Origin of the sequence: Burkholderia sp. BCC0322 (assembly GCF_902833045.1) — a bacterium.
Taxonomy (GTDB): Bacteria; Pseudomonadota; Gammaproteobacteria; order Burkholderiales; family Burkholderiaceae; genus Burkholderia.
Genome location: NZ_CADFDU010000019.1, coordinates 46,109 through 62,831, shown reverse-complemented (window position 1 = coordinate 62,831; position 16,723 = coordinate 46,109). Strand labels below are relative to the sequence as shown.

General features: G+C 70.2%; 15 protein-coding genes. 9 read left to right on the top strand and 6 right to left on the bottom strand.

The window, feature by feature from the left end:
* Nucleotides 1–9 precede the first annotated feature (9 nt).
* On the bottom strand, nucleotides 10–1,230 hold the full coding sequence (locus tag HWX39_RS32920) for a CaiB/BaiF CoA-transferase family protein (RefSeq protein ID WP_175971752.1): 1,221 nt from the start codon (nucleotides 1,228–1,230) through the stop codon (nucleotides 10–12).
* 249 nt (nucleotides 1,231–1,479) lie between these two features.
* Here HWX39_RS32920 and alaS point away from each other — a divergent pair, with 249 nt between their 5' ends.
* A complete protein-coding gene (gene alaS / locus HWX39_RS32915) occupies nucleotides 1,480–4,104 on the top strand; it encodes an alanine--tRNA ligase (RefSeq protein ID WP_175971751.1) in 2,625 nt (874 codons plus the stop codon).
* Between the two features lie 126 nt (nucleotides 4,105–4,230).
* Here the strand turns inward: alaS and HWX39_RS32910 are convergent, their stop codons facing one another.
* The gene (locus HWX39_RS32910) at nucleotides 4,231–5,145 is read right to left on the bottom strand and encodes a LysR family transcriptional regulator (RefSeq protein WP_175971750.1); all 915 of its coding nucleotides are present in this window, start codon (nucleotides 5,143–5,145) and stop codon (nucleotides 4,231–4,233) included.
* A gap of 123 nt (nucleotides 5,146–5,268) precedes the next feature.
* Between HWX39_RS32910 and HWX39_RS32905 the strand changes: the two genes are divergently transcribed.
* The 8 genes from HWX39_RS32905 (at nucleotide 5,269) to HWX39_RS32870 (ending at nucleotide 12,269) form a co-directional block, all read left to right on the top strand.
* Entirely contained in the window at nucleotides 5,269–6,513 is a 1,245-nt protein-coding gene (locus HWX39_RS32905; protein WP_175971749.1) for a YbfB/YjiJ family MFS transporter, read from the top strand.
* 121 nt (nucleotides 6,514–6,634) lie between these two features.
* Nucleotides 6,635–7,171 carry an NUDIX domain-containing protein gene (locus HWX39_RS32900; RefSeq protein WP_175971748.1) on the top strand — a complete coding sequence of 179 codons (537 nt, stop codon included), beginning with the start codon at nucleotides 6,635–6,637 and terminating at the stop codon, nucleotides 7,169–7,171.
* Between the two features lie 139 nt (nucleotides 7,172–7,310).
* Nucleotides 7,311–7,748, top strand: a complete 438-nt coding sequence (locus HWX39_RS32895; RefSeq protein WP_175971747.1) for a thioesterase family protein — start codon at nucleotides 7,311–7,313, stop codon at nucleotides 7,746–7,748.
* A 7-nt stretch (nucleotides 7,749–7,755) separates the two neighbouring features.
* On the top strand, nucleotides 7,756–8,691 hold the full coding sequence (locus HWX39_RS32890; RefSeq protein ID WP_175971746.1) for a branched-chain amino acid ABC transporter permease: 936 nt from the start codon (nucleotides 7,756–7,758) through the stop codon (nucleotides 8,689–8,691).
* The gene (locus HWX39_RS32885; protein WP_175971745.1) at nucleotides 8,684–9,904 is read left to right on the top strand and encodes a branched-chain amino acid ABC transporter permease; all 1,221 of its coding nucleotides are present in this window, start codon (nucleotides 8,684–8,686) and stop codon (nucleotides 9,902–9,904) included. The genes HWX39_RS32890 and HWX39_RS32885 overlap by 8 nt, the downstream gene beginning before the upstream one ends.
* Nucleotides 9,901–10,653: an ABC transporter ATP-binding protein gene (locus HWX39_RS32880; RefSeq protein WP_175971744.1), complete on the top strand. Its 753-nt coding sequence runs from the start codon at nucleotides 9,901–9,903 to the stop codon at nucleotides 10,651–10,653. The genes HWX39_RS32885 and HWX39_RS32880 overlap by 4 nt, the downstream gene beginning before the upstream one ends.
* Nucleotides 10,650–11,357 (top strand): ABC transporter ATP-binding protein, encoded by a 708-nt coding sequence (locus HWX39_RS32875; protein WP_175971743.1) that lies wholly within the window; start codon nucleotides 10,650–10,652, stop codon nucleotides 11,355–11,357. The genes HWX39_RS32880 and HWX39_RS32875 overlap by 4 nt, the downstream gene beginning before the upstream one ends.
* Before the next feature lie 165 nt (nucleotides 11,358–11,522).
* On the top strand, nucleotides 11,523–12,269 hold the full coding sequence (locus HWX39_RS32870) for a glucose 1-dehydrogenase (RefSeq protein WP_175971742.1): 747 nt from the start codon (nucleotides 11,523–11,525) through the stop codon (nucleotides 12,267–12,269).
* A 156-nt stretch (nucleotides 12,270–12,425) separates the two neighbouring features.
* Here the strand turns inward: HWX39_RS32870 and HWX39_RS32865 are convergent, their stop codons facing one another.
* The 4 genes from HWX39_RS32865 to iolD all read right to left on the bottom strand — a co-directional run bounded on the left by HWX39_RS32865 (nucleotide 12,426) and on the right by iolD (nucleotide 16,721).
* Nucleotides 12,426–12,920, bottom strand: coding sequence for a heme-degrading domain-containing protein (locus tag HWX39_RS32865; RefSeq protein ID WP_175971741.1), 495 nt, complete (start codon nucleotides 12,918–12,920; stop codon nucleotides 12,426–12,428).
* Nucleotides 12,921–13,002: 82 nt separating this feature from the next.
* Nucleotides 13,003–13,818 carry a 5-deoxy-glucuronate isomerase gene (iolB, locus tag HWX39_RS32860; RefSeq protein WP_175971740.1) on the bottom strand — a complete coding sequence of 272 codons (816 nt, stop codon included), beginning with the start codon at nucleotides 13,816–13,818 and terminating at the stop codon, nucleotides 13,003–13,005.
* A 28-nt stretch (nucleotides 13,819–13,846) separates the two neighbouring features.
* Nucleotides 13,847–14,776 carry a myo-inosose-2 dehydratase gene (gene iolE, locus HWX39_RS32855; RefSeq protein ID WP_175971739.1) on the bottom strand — a complete coding sequence of 310 codons (930 nt, stop codon included), beginning with the start codon at nucleotides 14,774–14,776 and terminating at the stop codon, nucleotides 13,847–13,849.
* Nucleotides 14,777–14,837: 61 nt separating this feature from the next.
* Entirely contained in the window at nucleotides 14,838–16,721 is a 1,884-nt protein-coding gene (gene iolD / locus HWX39_RS32850; protein WP_175971738.1) for a 3D-(3,5/4)-trihydroxycyclohexane-1,2-dione acylhydrolase (decyclizing), read from the bottom strand.
* Nucleotides 16,722–16,723 lie beyond the last annotated feature (2 nt).

Genomic DNA, 16,723 nt, shown 5'->3' with positions numbered 1-16,723 from the left:
CCACCGCGTTCAGATCGCCTGTTTCGCCCGCAGCGCGGCGATCTTCGCGTCGTCGTAGCCGAGCATGTCGCGCAGCACGTCGTCGGTCTGCGCGCCGAGCAGCGGCGGGGCCGTGCGTGCGTCGGGCGGCGTCGCGCTCATCCGGATCGGGTTGCGCACGAGCTTCGCGTCCGCGCCGCACGGGTGCGGGAGCGACACCTGCATCCCGCGCGCGACGACCTGCTCGTTGTCGAATACCTCGTCGAGATCGTTGATCGGCCCGCACGGCACGCCGGCCGCTTCGAGCGCACCGATCCAGTCGGCCTTGTCGCGCGTCTTCACCATCTCCGCGAGGATCGGCACCAGCGTGTCGCGATGGCGCACGCGCGACGGGTTCGTCGCGAAACGCTCGTCGTCCGCCAGCTCGGGCCGGCCGCCGGCCTCGACGAACTTGCGGAACTGGCCGTCGTTGCCGACCGCGACGATGATCCACCCGTCGCGCGTCTGGAACGTCTGGTACGGCACGATGTTCGGATGCGCGTTGCCCCAGCGCACCGGCGGCTTGCCGCTCGCGAGGAAGTTGGTGTTCATGTTCGCGAGCAGCGCGACCTGCACGTCGAGCAGCGCCATGTCGATGTACTGGCCTTCGCCCGTCCGGTCACGGTGTGCGAGCGCGGCGAGCACCGCGATCGTCGAGTAGAGGCCGGTCGCGAGGTCGGCGATCGCGACGCCTGCCTTCTGCGGGCCGCCGCCCGGCTCGCCGTCGCGCTCGCCGGTGATGCTCATGAAGCCGCCGATCCCCTGGATGATGAAGTCGTAGCCCGCGCGGTGCGCGTACGGGCCCGTCTGGCCGAAGCCCGTGACCGAGCAGTAGACGAGATCGGGCTTCACCGCGCGCAGCGAATCGTAATCGAGCCCGTATTTCTTCAACTGGCCGACCTTGTAGTTCTCGAGCACGACGTCGCTCTGCGCGGCGAGCTCGCGCACGATCTGCTGGCCTTCGGGCGTCGCGATGTCGACCGTCACCGAGCGCTTGTTGCGGTTCGCCGCGAGGTAGTACGCGGCCTCGGCGGTATCCGCGCCGTCCGCGTCCTTCAGGTACGGCGGCCCCCAGTGGCGCGTGTCGTCGCCGGCGCCCGGGCGCTCGACCTTGATCACGTCCGCGCCGAAATCGGCAAGCGTCTGCGCGCACCACGGGCCCGCGAGCACGCGGGTGAGGTCCAGCACGCGGATATGGCTCAGGGCACCCATCGTCGAATCGTCTCCTTTCATGGCTGGCCTTGTCGGGCACGGCCGGTTGGCATGCCGAGCATCTTAAGGCGAATCGGCCCGGCGGGTGGCCCAGCCGGGCCGGCCGGATGGCCGAGCCGCTTTCCGGCGCTTTGCCCGGAAGCCGGCCCCGATCCCGTATAATCGACCGTTTCCGAATCCATGCCGCCGCGCGCTCCGTCAAGGGCGCCGGCGTTTGAAGCCGTCTTTGCCAGACTGTCCCCGCACGCCATGAAAGCTGCCGAAATCCGCGAGAAATTCCTCAAATTCTTCGAATCGAAGGGCCACACGATCGTCCGCTCGTCGAGCCTCGTGCCCGGTAACGACCCCACGCTGATGTTCACGAACTCGGGCATGGTCCAGTTCAAGGACGTCTTCCTCGGTACGGACCCGCGTCCGTACTCGCGCGCCACGACGGCGCAGCGCAGCGTGCGCGCGGGCGGCAAGCACAACGACCTCGAGAACGTCGGCTACACGGCGCGCCACCACACGTTCTTCGAGATGCTCGGCAACTTCTCGTTCGGCGACTACTTCAAGCACGACGCGATCAAGTTCGCGTGGGAGCTGCTGACCACGGTCTACCAGCTGCCGAAGGACAAGCTGTGGGTCACCGTGTACCAGGAAGACGACGAGGCATACGACATCTGGGCGAACGAAGTCGGCGTGCCGACCGAGCGCATCATCCGCATCGGCGACAACAAGGGCGCGCGCTACGCGTCGGACAACTTCTGGACGATGGGCGACACCGGCCCGTGCGGCCCGTGTACCGAAATCTTCTACGACCACGGCCCGGACGTGTGGGGCGGCCCGCCGGGGTCGCCCGAGGAAGACGGCGATCGCTACATCGAGATCTGGAACCTCGTGTTCATGCAGTTCAACCGCGACGCGCAGGGCAACATGACGCGCCTGCCGAAGCAGTCGGTCGACACCGGCATGGGCCTCGAGCGTCTCGCCGCGGTGCTGCAGCACGTGCACAGCAACTACGAGATCGACCTGTTCCAGAACCTGATCAAGGCCGCCGCGCGCGTGACCGAGATCAGCGACCTCACGAACAACTCGCTGAAGGTGATCGCCGATCACATCCGCGCATGCTCGTTCCTGATCGTCGACGGCGTGATTCCCGGCAACGAAGGCCGCGGCTACGTGCTGCGCCGGATCGTGCGCCGCGCGATCCGCCACGGCTACAAGCTCGGCCGCAAGGGTTCGTTCTTCCACAAGCTGGTGGCCGACCTCGTCGCCGAGATGGGCGTTGCGTATCCGGAGTTGAAGGAAGCCGAACAGCGCGTGACCGACGTGCTGCGCCAGGAAGAGGAGCGCTTCTTCGAGACGATCGAACACGGCATGTCGATCCTCGAGGCCGCGCTGGCCGACGTCGAAGCGAAGGGCGGCAAGGTGCTCGACGGAGAGCTCGCGTTCAAGCTGCACGATACGTACGGCTTCCCGCTGGATCTGACGGCCGACGTGTGCCGCGAGCGCGGGATGACGGTCGACGAGCCGGCATTCGACGACGCGATGGCGCGCCAGCGCGAGCAGGCGCGCGCGGCCGGCAAGTTCAAGGCCGCGCAGGGCCTCGAATACACGGGCGCCAAGACCACGTTCCACGGCTATGAGGAAATCGCGTTCGACGACGCGAAGGTCGTCGCGTTGTACGTCGACGGTTCGTCCGTCAACGAAGTGAAGACCGGCCAGGACGCGGTGGTCGTGCTCGACCACACGCCGTTCTACGCGGAATCGGGCGGCCAGGTCGGCGACCAGGGCGTGCTCGCGAACGCCGCGACGCGCTTCGCGGTGGCCGACACGCTGAAGGTGCAGGCCGACGTGATCGGCCACCACGGCACGCTGGAGCAGGGCACGCTGAAGGTCGGCGACGTGCTGCGCGCGGAAATCGATGCGCATCGCCGTGCACGCACGCAGCGCAACCACTCGGCCACCCACCTGATGCACAAGGCGCTGCGCGAAGTGCTCGGCGCGCACGTGCAGCAGAAGGGTTCGCTGGTCGACGCGGAAAAGACCCGTTTCGACTTCGCGCACAACGCGCCGATGACCGACGACGAAATCCGTCGCGTCGAGCAGATCGTCAACGACGAAATCCTCGCGAACGCGCCGGGCATCGTGCGCGTGATGCCGTACGACGAAGCAGTGAAGGGCGGCGCGATGGCGCTGTTCGGCGAGAAGTACGGCGATGAAGTGCGCGTGCTCGACCTCGGCTTCTCGCGCGAACTGTGCGGCGGCACGCACGTGCATCGCACCGGCGACATCGGCTTCTTCAAGATCGTCGTCGAAGGCGGCGTCGCGGCCGGCATCCGCCGTGTCGAGGCGATCACCGGCGACAACGCGGTGCGCTACGTGCAGGAACTCGACGCCCGCGTGAACGAAGCCGCGGCCGCGCTGAAGGCGCAGCCGTCGGAACTCACGCAGCGTATCGCGCAGGTGCAGGACCAGGTGAAGTCGCTCGAGAAGGAACTGGGCGCGCTGAAGTCGAAGCTCGCATCGAGCCAGGGCGACGAGCTCGCGCAGCAGGCCGTCGAAATCGGCGGCGTGTACGTGCTGGCCGCGACGCTCGACGGCGCCGACGCGAAGACGTTGCGCGAAACGGTCGACAAGCTGAAGGACAAGCTGAAGAGCGCGGCGATCGTGCTGGCGGCCGTCGAAGGCGGCAAAGTCAGCCTGATCGCGGGCGTCACGCCTGACGCGAGCAAGAAGGTCAAGGCCGGCGAACTCGTGAACTTCGTCGCGCAGCAGGTCGGCGGCAAGGGCGGCGGCCGTCCGGACATGGCGCAGGCAGGCGGCACCGAGCCGGCGAACCTGCCGGGTGCGCTGGCTGGCGTGAAGGGCTGGATCGAAGCGCGGCTCTGATCGTCCCGACCGAGGCGATGCCGTCTCGTTGCGGCATCGCGTGAAATGAAAAAGACCCGATCGGCATGCGCCGGTCGGGTCTTTTTGTTGGTACGCCGTGACACCGTGTGCCGGCCGCCTGACGATTCAGGCCGGCGCGGCGACCGGCGGCTTCGCTGTACCGTCCGGCTGTCGTGCGGCCTCGGTGAGCATGTCGCGCAACGCGGCCAATGCGGCCGATGCATAACCCTGCCGCCACGCGAGCAGCGTTTCGATGCCTTCCAGTGCGGGGATCACGTGCGCGGTGATGTTGCCGGTCTCGGGCTGCAGGTCGAGCACCGAACGCGGCGCGACCGCGATGCCCGCACCTGCCGCGACGCACGCGACGATCGCATGATACGACCCGAGTTCGAGCACGCGCGCCGGCTTGACGCCGTGCGCCGCGTACCACTGTTCGACGTACTTGCGATACGTGCAGCCGCGCTCGAACGCGATCAGCGTCGGCAGGATCACGTCGCGCGGCGTGCGCACCGGCGGGTGGCCGCGTGGCGTGAGCAGCGCCAGGTCCTCGCGGAAGATCGGCACCGTCTCGAACGTGTCGGGCAGCGTGTCCGGCGCGGGCGGGCGCGCGAACAGCGCGGCGTCGATCTCGAAGTCGCGCACGCGGTCGATCAGGCAGCCCGTCGTCCCCGTCAGCAGTTCGAGCGACACGTCGGGCCACGCATGGTGATAGCGCGCGAGCACGGTCGGCAGGCGGCTCGCGGCCGTGCTTTCCATCGTGCCGAGCCGCAGCCGCCCGCGCGGCGTGTCCTCGCGTACCGCGTCGCGCGCCTCGTCGGCGAGCGCGAGCAGGCGCTCCGCATACGGCAGCAGCGTGTGCCCGGCCGGCGTCAGTACGAGCCGGCGGCCGTCGCGCACGAACAGCGCCGCGCCGAGTTCCTCCTCGAGCTGCTTGATGCGCGTCGTGACGTTCGACTGCACGCGATTGAGCTTGGCTGCCGCGCGCGTCACGCCGTTCTCGCGCACCACGGCCCGGAAAATCGCCAGCGCCGCCAGATCCATGATTCTCTCCGAGCGATGAATGGATTCTTAATTATTCATTTTTCAAGAACGTTTGGTCAAGCTAGGATGACACCATTCCGATTGCCGATCCGGCCGGCGCGTTGAACGCCGGCCCATACCGCCATGTCCCGCTCCGATGCCCTGACCGCCGCCGCCGGCGCGCCTCCCGCCGATCAAGCCGACCGCCGCGCCCGCACGGCCGCACTGGCCTGCATGGTCGGCCTCGCGGTCGTGCTCGGCGTCGGCCGCTTTGCGTTCACGCCCTTGTTGCCGCTGATGCTCGCGGACGGCTCGATCGGCCTGAAGGCCGGTGGCTGGCTCGCATCGGCGAACTACGCGGGCTATTTCGTCGGCGCGGTCAGTTGCGCGGCGCTGCGTGCGGCGCCCGCGCGCATGGTGCGCTTCGGGCTCGTGGCCACCGTGCTGCTCACCGCCGCGATGGGCGTCGGCCACCTGCTGCCCGTGTGGCTCGCGGTGCGCTTCGTCGCGGGCGTCGTCAGCGCGTGGACGTTCGTGTTCGTGTCGCAATGGGGGCTGCGGCGCCTGGCCGAACTGCATGCGCCGGAGTGGAGCGGGGTGATCTACGCCGGGCCCGGCGTCGGCATCGTGGTGACGGGGCTGATCGGCAGCGCGCTGGCCGGCCGGCACGCGACGGCGGGCTGGCTCGGTTTCGCGGCGCTGTCGGCCGTGCTGTCGGTCGTGATCTGGCGCACGTTTGCAACGGCCCCGGCGCAAGCCGGCGCGCCGGGCGGTGGCACACCGCACGCGGCCGCCGCAACCGCGGCGATGCCGGCCGATACGCGCCGCCATCGCGCGGACGCCGCATGGCTCGTCGTGCTGTACGGCATGCCGGGCTTCGGCTACATCGTCACCGCGACGTTCCTGCCCGTGATCGCGCGCGCCGCGCTGCCGGCCGGTTCGCCGTGGCCCGACCTGTTCTGGCCGATGTTCGGCGCGGCGCTGATCGTCGGCGCGATCACCGCCGCGCGCCTGCCCGGGCACTGGGACAACCGGCTGCTGCTCGCCGCCGGTTGCGCGACGCAGGCGCTCGGCATTGCCGCCGGGATCGTGTGGCCGAACGCGGCCGGCTTCTCGGTCGGCAGTGCGCTGCTCGGCTTGCCGTTCACCGCGATCACGCTGTTTGCGATGCGCGAGGCGCGGCGCTTGCACGGCGAGCGGGCCGCCGGGCTGATGGGCTATGCGACCGCGTCGTACGGGGTCGGGCAGATTCTCGGCCCGCTCGTCGCGGCGCCGCTGGCCGCGCGCTTCGGGTCGTTTTCCCCCGCGCTGTGGGGCGCGGCGGCCGTGCTGCTGCTCGGCGCCGCCGGCTTCGCGGCGACGGCCGCACGAGGGCGCCTGCAACCGTGATATCGGCGGGGCCGGATCGTCTGCGGCACGGGCAAACTCGCTAGAATGAAGCCTTTCCCGCGCCGAGCGGGTGCGCGGGCAGCCGGCAGGCGGCCGTCCGGCGCCTGCCAGATCCCCATCGATGACCACCGCCGATTACCGCTTTTGCCCGCGCTGCGCGAGCCCGCTCGCCGAGCGCGCCGATCTCGACCATGAAGGCGGCCGCATTCGCCAGGCGTGCCCCGACGACAGCTGCGGCTATGTCCACTGGAACAACCCGCTGCCCGTCGTCGCCGCGATCGTCGAGCTCGACGGCAAGATCCTGCTCGCGCGCAACGCGGCCTGGCCCGAAGGCATGTTCGCGCTGATCACCGGCTTCCTCGAGAGCGGCGAGACGCCCGAGGACGGCATCGCGCGCGAGGTGTTCGAGGAAACGGCGCTGAAGGCCGAGCAGGTGTCGCTCGTCGGCGTCTACGAATTCATCCGCAAGAACGAGCTGATCATCGCGTACCACGTGCGTGCATCGGGCACGGTCGCGCTGTCGCCGGAACTGCTCGAATACAAGCTGGTCGATCCGCCGCTGCTGCGCCCGTGGCGCGCCGGCACGGGCGTCGCGCTCGCCGACTGGATGCGTGCGCGCGGCCTCGATTTCGAGTTCGTCGACCGGCCGGGGCAGTGAAGGGCCGGCCCGTCAGCAGGGTTGCATCCGCCGTGCCGCGAGCGATCGCGGCGCGGCGCTCCGCTTCTTGCCGGTGCGCCGTGTTCCGCGGCTGCCGCGCGTCGTCCTCGTCGCTTCCATCGTCCTGACCGTCATCGCCATGTCCGACAAGCCGCAACCGCGTCCGCGCGACGCCTATCGCCACTTCCTGCCGATCACGACCCGCTGGATGGATAACGATGTCTACGGGCACGTGAACAACGTCGTCTACTACAGCTACTTCGACACGGTCGTGAACGAATACCTGATCCGCGCCGGCGCGCTCGATGTCGAGCACGGGCAGACGATCGGCCTCGTGGTCGAGACGCAGTGCAACTACTTTGCGCCGCTCGTGTTTCCGCAATCGGTCGAAGCCGGGCTGCGGGTCGTGAAGCTCGGCACGTCGAGCGTGCGCTACGAGGTCGGGCTGTTCGCGCAGGGCGATGCGGCGCCCGCCGCGCAGGGGCACTTCGTGCACGTGTACGTCGATCGCGGCACGCGCCGGCCGGTGCCGCTGCCCGACGCGCTGCGCGCCGCGCTCGAGCCGCTCGCGGCCTGACTGCGCGGTGCACGCGTTCGCGCTCCAGGCCTTCAGCGGCCTCAGCTACGGCTTGCTGCTGTTCATGCTGTCGGCCGGACTCACGCTGATCTTCAGCGTGCAGGGCGTGCTCAACTTCGCGCACGCGAGCTTCTACATGCTCGGCGCGTATGTCGGCTACAGCATCGCGGCCAGCGCGGGTTTCTGGCCCGCGCTGGTGCTCGCGCCGCTTGCGGTCGGGCTGCTCGGTGCGGGCTGCGAGCGCACGATGTTGCGCCGCGTGCAGGCGCGCGGCCATACGAGCGAGCTGCTGCTGACCTTCGGCCTTGCCTACCTGATCGGCGAGGGCGCGAAACTCGTGTGGGGGCTCGCGCCGCTGCCGGCACCCGTGCCGGCGCTGTTCGATGGCGCGCCCGTGACCGTGTTCGGCCTCGCGCTGCCGCGCTACCGGCTGTTCATGATGGGGATGTCCACGGCGATGCTGGTCGCGCTCGGCGCACTGCTGCGCGTGTCGCGCATCGGGCTCGTCGTGCGCGCGGCGCTGACGCACCGCGCGGCCGTCGAGGCGCTCGGCTATGACGTGCCGCGCGTGATGACGGCGCTGTTCGGCGCGGGCACCGCGCTCGCGGCGCTGGCCGGCGTGATCGGCGCGCCGCTCGCCGTCATCGAACCGGCGCTGGCTGAAACCGTCGGGTCGGTCGTGTTCGCGGTCGTCGTGATCGGCGGGCTCGGCTCGCTCGGCGGCGCGTTCGCGGCGTCGCTCGCGGTCGGCTTCGCGCAGACCTTCGCGGCTGCGAGCGACACGTCGCTGCGCGACCTCACGGAATGGGCCGGCATTGTGCTGCCCGACAGCGTGGCCGCGGTGTCGATCGCGCAGCTGGCGCCGCTGGTGCCGTACCTGCTGCTCGTCGTGGTGCTGGTCGCGCGGCCGCGCGGGCTGTTCGGCGAGCGTGCCGATGCGTAACCGTACGCTCGCCGGCGTCGCGCGCGGGCTCGTGTTCGCCGCATGCGTCGCGCTGCCCGCGTGGCTGTGGCCGCATGGCGCGGTGCTCGGCTATCTCGCGCAGACGGCCGCGCTCGTCGTGCTCGCCCTGTCGTACAACCTGCAGCTCGGCACGACCGGGCTGCTGTCGTTCGGACACGCGGCGTTCGCGGGCGTCGGTGCGTTCGCGGCCGCGCACTGGTTCAACCATTTCGGCGGCCCGCTGCCGCTGTTGCCGCTCGTCGGCGGCGTGGCCGGCGCCGGTTTCGGCTTCGCCGCCGGGCTGCTCGCGACGCGCCGTGCGGGCACCGCGTTCGCGATGATCACGCTCGGGCTCGGCGAATGTGTCGCCGCCGCCGCGTGGAGCGTGCCTGCCTGGTTCGGCGGGATCGGCGGCGTGCCGATCGACCGCGCGAGCGGTACGCCGTTGGGCGGCTGGCATTTCGGCGCACCCGTCCAGGCGTATGCGGTGATCGCGACCTGGTGCCTCGCGTCGGCGTGGGCGATGCACGCGCTGACGCGCACGCCGCTCGCGCGGCTCGCGAATGCGGTGCGCGACAACCCCGTGCGCGTCGCCGCGCTCGGCACCGATCCGCGCCGCGTACGTCTTGCGATGGTCACCTGCGCGTCGTTCTTCGCCGGCGTCGCCGGCACGCTGACGTTGATCGACGTCGAAATCGCGACGCCCGACAGCGTATCGATGGCGCGCTCGGCGACCGTGCTGATCGCCACGGTGATCGGCGGCACCGGTTCGTTCTTCGGGCCGGCGGCCGGGGCGGCGGTGCTGACCGCGCTGAGCGTCGTCGTCGCCGGCGTGTCGCGCGCGTGGGCGCTGTATCTCGGCGTGCTGTTCGTCGTGATCGTCATGGCCGCGCCGCGCGGTATCGCCGGGATCGTGCCAGCGCTCGCGCAGGCCTTGCGGCGCGGCGCGCCGGCGGCCGAACGGTGGCGCATGCTGTGCGCGATCGGCGCGTGCGTGTTCTGGGGCGTCGCGATCGTCTGCGCGGCCGAGCTCGGCTATGCGTGGCGCTTCGCGCAGGACGACGGCGCGGGCTTCGCGTTCGGCGCCTGGCGCATCGACGCCGATACGCCGGCCGGCTGGGCCGTCGCGTGCTCCGCGTTCGGCATCGGCACGCTGCTGTGGGGCTGGCGCGCGCGGCTCGTGCCGGCCGGCAAGCGGGAGGACGGGCGATGAACGGCAACGCGATCGCGCTCCACGGTGTGGTGCAGCGCTTTGGCGCGCAGACGGTGCTCGATGGGGTCGAGCTGAGCATCGCGGCCGGCGAGCGTCATGCGCTGATCGGGCCGAACGGCGCGGGCAAGTCGACGCTGTTCGGCGTGATCGCCGGTGCGGTGCGGCCCACGCGCGGGCGCGTCGTGCTGCACGGCGTCGAGCTGCGCGGGCGCGGCCCGGTCGTGGCGAGCCGGCTCGGCATCGGCCGCAGTTTCCAGCAGACGAGCGCGTTCGCGCGGCTGACCGTGTTCGACAACCTGCGCTGCGCGGCGCTGCATGCGCCGGCCGAGCGGCGGCGCTGGTGGAACCGGCTGCGCGAATCGGCGTCGGTCGATCTCGCGGCCGAGCGCGTGCTGCACGACGTCGGCCTCGATGCGCACCGCGCTACGCCGGCAGCCGAGCTGAGCTACGCGGAACAGCGCGCGCTCGATCTCGGGATCGCACTCGCGAGCGGCGCACGCACGCTGCTGCTCGACGAGCCGACGGCCGGCATGAGCCGCGCGCAGGCGGCGCGGATGATCGCGCTGATTCGTGCGACGACGCAGGGGCGCACGGTACTGCTGATCGAACACGACATGGATACGGTATTCGGCTTCGCCGAACGCATCACGGTGCTCGTGCGCGGCACGGTGGTCGCGACCGGCGCGCCCGATGCGATCCGCGCCGATCCGGCCGTGCGTGCCGCGTATCTCGGGGAGGGTGGCGTATGACGAGCGCGCTGCTCGACATTCGCGACCTGCGCGCGTGGTACGGGATGCAGCCGGTGCTCGACGGCGTCGATCTCGCGCTGGCGCCCGGCGAGACGCTCGCGCTGCTCGGCCGCAACGGCTCGGGGCGCTCGACGTTCGCGAAGGCCGTGATGGGGCTCGTGCGCACGGCCGGCTCGGTGCGCATCGCCGGCGCCGAATGCGTGGGCGCGCGCACGTTCGAGATCGCGCGGCGCGGCGTCGCTTACGTCGCAGAAAGCCGCGACGTGTTTCCGCTGCTGACGGTGCGTGACAACCTGCGGCTCGGGCTGCGCGGCGCCCGCGGTGCGGCCGAACGCGCGGCGCTCGAACACCTGTTCGACCGTTTTCCGCTGCTGGCCGCGCGCGCGGACGTGAAGGCCGGGCGGCTGTCGGGCGGCGAGCAGCAGGTGCTCGCGCTGGTGCGGGCGCTGGCCGCCCGCCCGCGCGTGCTGATCGTCGACGAACCGGCCGAAGGGCTCGCGCCGCTCGCGGTCGATGAGGTTGGCGCGTGCCTTGCTGCATTGCAGGCCGACGGTGTCGCGATCGTGCTGATCGAGCAGCGGCTGCAGTTCGCGCCGCGGCTCGCGCGGCGCGTCGCGGTCATGGGGCGCGGACGGATCGTCTACGACGGCGCACTCGAAGGCCTGGGCGGCGAGGTCGCGAACGCATGGTTGAGCGCCGGCTGACCGTGTCGCTCCGATTGTTCGGCTGGCTCCGCCAGACAATTCGCGTCGAGCCGCTTTATCGCCGCCGCGCGGCACCTTAAATTGCCAGTCATGCCGGTGCGCAACGACGCAACACGTGGCAACCGGCGCCATCCATCAAGCGTCTTCTGACTGAGGAATGAAATCATGAGCAAGCTGGCAAACAAGGTGGCGATCGTCACGGGCGGATCGAAGGGCATCGGCGCGGCGATCGCGAAGGCACTGGCCGCGGAAGGCGCGTCGGTGGTCGTCAACTACGCGAGCAGCAAGGCGGGCGCCGACGCGGTGGTGAGCGCGATCGTCGAAGCCGGCGGCCGTGCGGTCGCGGTCGGCGGCGACGTGTCGAAGGCGGCGGATGCGCAGCGCATCGTCGATACGGCGATCGACACGTATGGCCGTCTCGACGTGCTCGTCAACAATTCCGGCGTGTACGAATTCGCGCCGATCGAAGCGATCACCGAGGAACACTACCGCCGGCAGTTCGACACGAACGTGTTCGGCGTGCTGCTCGTGACGCAGGCGGCCGTCAAGCATCTCGGCGAAGGCGCGAGCATCATCAACATCAGCTCGGTGGTGACCAGCATCACGCCGCCCGCGAGCGCCGTGTACAGCGGCACCAAGGGCGCGGTCGACGCGATCACCGGCGTGCTCGCGCTCGAACTCGGCCCGCGCAAGATCCGCGTGAACGCGATCAACCCGGGCATGATCGTGACCGAAGGCACGCACAGCTCGGGCATCATCGGCTCCGATCTCGACAAGCAGGTGCGCAGCCAGACGCCGCTCGGCCGCCTCGGCGAGCCGGACGACATCGCGTCGGTCGCCGTGTTCCTCGCGTCGGACGATGCGCGCTGGATGACCGGCGAGCATCTCGTCGTGAGCGGCGGGTTGAACTGACCGGATTTCGCCGCCCCGGCAGCAGGGGCGGCGAAATCCGGCGCACGCCGCGGCCGCACCGCGATGCCGAGGCGTTCAACGGGTTCCTGAGCATCGGCTTCTTCGGCTTCAGCCAATGGCTGCCGACGCTGCTCGCCGCTCAGGGCGCAGCGGCTGCTACGCGCTCATCGCAAGTGCGTGCGCGCCGACGTGCCACCGCAAACACTCGACGACGAGCGCATGATCGCGCGCGTCGTTGAGCCCCGCGATCGTCATCGCGCCGACGATGCCGGTTCCGGCGAGCCGCAACGGCACGCCGCCGCCGTCGAGCGCATAGTCGTCGTCCGACAGCCCCTGCGAGTGCAGCGACCAGCCGGCGCGGCGAAAGCGCTCGCCGACCGCGAGCGAACTCAGGCCGAAGCGCAATACCGTGTTCTGCCGCCGGCGGATCGCGTCGCTGTCGCCGGCGTCGCTGCCGTCGAGCGCGCAGTAGAACAGCGGCGCCTGCTCGCCGACGATGCTCACCGCGATCGGCAGCCCGCGGCGCGCGGCAAGGTTGACCGCAATTTCACCGATCCGGCGCGCGATGGCCGCATCGAAGCGCGGCAGCGCCGGGTTCGACGCGTCGTCGTCGAAGGGATGGGGTTCGAGGCGAAAGCGGGTTGTCACCATGGCGGCTCCGTGGCGTCGCCGGCTCTGGGTGCGCGTGCCGGGCGTCGCATCGTCACGGGCCGCGCGCGGGCCCGTCATTCCATCAGCGCTGCGGTGCGTCGAGCATCCACTCGTGCGCGGGATCGTTCTTGAACGCCCACGCGCGGCTCGGCCCGGCCATCACGTTCAGGTAGTACAGGTTGTAGCCGTGCGGCGCGACGACCGGATGGTAGCCGCGCGGCACCATCACGACGTCGTGGTCTTCCACCGCGCACGCTTCGTCGAGGCTGCGGTCGTCCGTGTACACCCGCTGGAAGGCGAAACCCTGCGGCGGATCGATCCGGTGGTAATAGGTTTCCTCGAGCGAGGTTTCGTCGGGCGCCGCGTCGCGGTCGTGCTTGTGCGGCGGATAGCTGCTCGAATGGCTGGCCGGCGTGACGACCTCGACCACGAGCAGCCGGTCGGCCGCCGGGTTGTCGCCCATCAGGATGTCGCACACGTAGCGCGTGTTGGTGCCTTGCCCGCGCACCGAGCGGCGCATCCGTTCGCCGTCGAGGCGCTGCACCGGCTTGTCGCCGCTCGCGTACGGCGCGGTGCACAACGCGACTTCCGCATCGCGCGTCGCGACCAGCGTGACCGTCTTGCCGCCCGGCACGTACAGCGCGTCCGGCGACACGTCCTCGAATACGCTGTCGCGCTTGCCGAGCGCGTCGTAGGTCGTGCCGTCGACCTCCGCGCGCACCGTGCCGGTGAGCACGACGACGCACAGCTCGCGCGCGCCGGTGTCGAGCGTCTCGGTGTCGCCGGCCTTCAATCGCAGCGCACGAAAACCGACGTGCTTCCAGCCGGCCGACTCGGGCGTGACGTTGCAGATCTCGCGCTCGGCAGAGGCTTTGACCAGCAGGGGGGAAATCGTCATGGGGTGGGGCTCCGCAATAGGGTAGGGCTCACGCGCTCAACCGGTCGACGATCGCGCGCAGCGATTCGTAGCCCTTCTTCGCATACGCATAGCTCGGCGCGACGGCCGGATCCTGCTCGGCCTCGACGACGAGCCAGCCTTCGTAGCCGGCGTCCTTCAGCGTGCGCAGCGTCGCCTCGTAGTCGAGCGCGCCGTCGCCCGGTACCGTGAAGGTGCCGTTGATCACGCCGTTCAGGAAGCTCCAGCCGTCGTTGCGCGCCTGCGTGACGACCTGCGGCCGCACGTCCTTGCAATGCACGTGAACGACGCGCGACACATGTTTCTTCAGCAGCGTCACCGGGTCGGCCGCGCCGCCGAAATACGCGTGGCCGGTATCGAACAGCAGGAACACCTTGGCCGGGTCGGTCAGCGCCATCAGCCGGTCGACGTCGTCGGGCGACTCGACGTACGCGCCCATGTGGTGATGGTAGGCCAGCTTGATGCCGTACGCGTCGAGCAGGTGCGCGCCGAACGCGTCGAGGCGTGCCGCGTAGCGCCGCCAGGCTTCGTCGTCGACGAAGCGCGGCCGCTTCGCGACCGGCGTGTCGATGTTGCCCTGGATCGTGCCCGCGCATTCGCCGTAGACCACCACCTTCACGTCGTTGTACTGCAGCTTCGTCATGTGCGCGCGGCAGCGCTCGATTTCCGCGGCGACCGCCTCCGCGTCGCTCATGCCCGGTTCGACCTCGGCGAGGAAACCCGAATACCAGCCGGACACGCACACGAGGCCGAACTCGGCGAGCTTCGCCTTCAGCTCGGGGCCCGTCTTCGGAAACTTGTTGCCGAGCTCGAAGCCCGCGTAGCCGATTTCGGCGCCTTCCTTCAGCGCCGTTTCGAGCGGCGTCTCGCCGCCGAGCGACGGCAGGTCGTCGTTCATCCACGACAGGGGATTGATACCGATGCGGACGTTCCAGCTCATGACGTGCTTCCTTGGTTCGAATGGGTTTTTCGCGGGGAGGGTTCGTGGGCAGTGCGCGCGATCAGCGCCGCTGCCGGGTCTTCGCATCGAGATACGCGCGGTGCGCCGTCTCGACGCCGGCGCGTTCGGACACCTGCGGCACCGCGACTTCCCACCATGCGCCGCCGTCGTCGGTCGTGCGCCGGTGCGTGGTGTCGATCACGAGCACCTGGCTCTTCTTCGCCGCGCGGGCGCGCTTCATCTCGCTGCGCAGCTCGCCGATGTCGCGCACGTGCACGGCTTCGGCGCCCATCGCGCGCGCATGCATCGCGAAATCGATCGTCGAGCGCTCGCCGCCTTCCGGCACGCAGTCGTCGAGCATGTTGTTGAAGCTCGCGCCGCCGCAATTCAGCTGCAGCCGCTCGATGCAGCCGTAGCCGCGGTTGTCGAGGATCACGACGATCAGCTTGCGGCCGAGCATCACCGACGTCGCGAGTTCCGCGTTGAGCATCATGTACGAGCCGTCGCCGACGATCACGATCACTTCGCGCTCGGGCCGCGCGAGCTTCGCGCCGAGGCCGCCCGCGACCTCGTAGCCCATGCACGAGTACGCGTAGTCCATGTGGTAGTTGCCCGGCACGCCGCTGCGCCACAGCTTGTGCAGCTCGGCAGGCAGCGTGCCGGCGGCGCACACGACGAGGTCGTCGCGCGCGCTGTCGCGGCCGGCGTCGGCCGCGGAGTCGCGCACCGCGCCGATCACTTCCGCGTCATACGGGAGCGTGTCTGTCGGCACACGCGTCGTCAGCGCGGTCACGCGCGCCTGCCATGCGGCGGCCTGGTCGCGGTTGCTTGCGGTCCAGGCCGGATCGGCGCGCCAGCCGGCCAGTGCGGCCGACAGCTGGCCGAGGCCCGTGCGCGCATCGGCCACCAGTTGATGGCCGCGTTTCTTGCCCGCGTCGAACGGCTGCACGTTCAGGCTCAAGAGCGTCGCATTGCCGTAGAGCGCGTGCGAGCCGGTCGTGAAGTCCTGCAGCCGCGTGCCGACCGCGAACACCACGTCGGCCTGCGCGGCCGCGCGGTTCGCGGCGGGCGAGCCCGTCACGCCGATCGAGCCGAGATTCAGCGGATGGTCCCACGCGAGGCTGCCCTTGCCGGCCTGCGATTCGGCGACCGGCACGCCATGCGTATCGGCGAACGCGCGCAACGCATCCCATGCCTGGCTGTACAGCACGCCGCCGCCCGCGACGATCAGCGGCTTGTTCGCGGCCTTCAGCACGTCGAGCGCATCGGCGAGCTCGAGCGCGTCGGCCGGCGGCCGGCGCATCCGGATCACCGGCGGCGCGAAGAAATCCTCGGGCCAGTCGTACGCGAAGGTCTGCACGTCCTGCGGCAGTGCGAGGCACACCGGGCCGCACTGCGCGGGGTCGGTCATCACCTGGATTGCGCGCGGCAGCGCGACGAGCAACTGCTCGGGCGACGTGATCCGGTCGAAGTAGCGCGTCACCGGCCGGAAGCAGTCGTTTGCGCTGACGTCGCCCTGTTCGAAATCCTCGACCTGCTGCAGCACGGGGTCGGGCAGTCGCGACACGAACACGTCGCCGGGCAGCAGCAGCAGCGGCAGCCGGCCGACGTGCGCGAGCGCGGCCGACGTCAGCATGTTGGTCGCGCCGGGGCCGATGCTCGACGTCGCGGCCATCATCCGCTGGCGGAAATGCGCTTTCGCGAACGCGACGGCCGCATTGGCCATCCCTTGCTCGTTGTGGGCGCGGAAGGTCGGCAGGCGGTCGCGTTCCGCGTGCAGCGCCTCGCCGAGCCCGGCCACGTTGCCATGGCCGAAGATCGCGAACACGCCGCCGCAGTACGGCAGGATCTCGGTGCGGCCGTCGGGCTGGACGACTTCGGCGCGCAGGGCGGCCAGGTAGCGCACGAGCGCCTGGCTGACGGTCAGTCTTACGGTAGAGGTCATGT

What these genes read in the sequence shown, in the direction of transcription:
- HWX39_RS32880 (WP_175971744.1), top strand. Translation starts at nt 9,901, where the DNA reads ATGAACGGCAACGCGATCGCGCTCCACGGTGTGGTGCAGCGCTTTGGC.
- HWX39_RS32910 (WP_175971750.1), bottom strand. Translation starts at nt 5,145, where the DNA reads ATGGATCTGGCGGCGCTGGCGATTTTCCGGGCCGTGGTGCGCGAGAAC.
- iolB (WP_175971740.1), bottom strand. Translation starts at nt 13,818, where the DNA reads ATGACGATTTCCCCCCTGCTGGTCAAAGCCTCTGCCGAGCGCGAGATC.
- alaS (WP_175971751.1), top strand. Translation starts at nt 1,480, where the DNA reads ATGAAAGCTGCCGAAATCCGCGAGAAATTCCTCAAATTCTTCGAATCG.
- HWX39_RS32875 (WP_175971743.1), top strand. Translation starts at nt 10,650, where the DNA reads ATGACGAGCGCGCTGCTCGACATTCGCGACCTGCGCGCGTGGTACGGG.
- HWX39_RS32870 (WP_175971742.1), top strand. Translation starts at nt 11,523, where the DNA reads ATGAGCAAGCTGGCAAACAAGGTGGCGATCGTCACGGGCGGATCGAAG.
- iolD (WP_175971738.1), bottom strand. Translation starts at nt 16,721, where the DNA reads ATGACCTCTACCGTAAGACTGACCGTCAGCCAGGCGCTCGTGCGCTAC.
- HWX39_RS32895 (WP_175971747.1), top strand. Translation starts at nt 7,311, where the DNA reads ATGTCCGACAAGCCGCAACCGCGTCCGCGCGACGCCTATCGCCACTTC.
- HWX39_RS32865 (WP_175971741.1), bottom strand. Translation starts at nt 12,920, where the DNA reads ATGGTGACAACCCGCTTTCGCCTCGAACCCCATCCCTTCGACGACGAC.
- HWX39_RS32885 (WP_175971745.1), top strand. Translation starts at nt 8,684, where the DNA reads ATGCGTAACCGTACGCTCGCCGGCGTCGCGCGCGGGCTCGTGTTCGCC.
- HWX39_RS32905 (WP_175971749.1), top strand. Translation starts at nt 5,269, where the DNA reads ATGTCCCGCTCCGATGCCCTGACCGCCGCCGCCGGCGCGCCTCCCGCC.
- HWX39_RS32920 (WP_175971752.1), bottom strand. Translation starts at nt 1,230, where the DNA reads ATGGGTGCCCTGAGCCATATCCGCGTGCTGGACCTCACCCGCGTGCTC.
- iolE (WP_175971739.1), bottom strand. Translation starts at nt 14,776, where the DNA reads ATGAGCTGGAACGTCCGCATCGGTATCAATCCCCTGTCGTGGATGAAC.
- HWX39_RS32900 (WP_175971748.1), top strand. Translation starts at nt 6,635, where the DNA reads ATGACCACCGCCGATTACCGCTTTTGCCCGCGCTGCGCGAGCCCGCTC.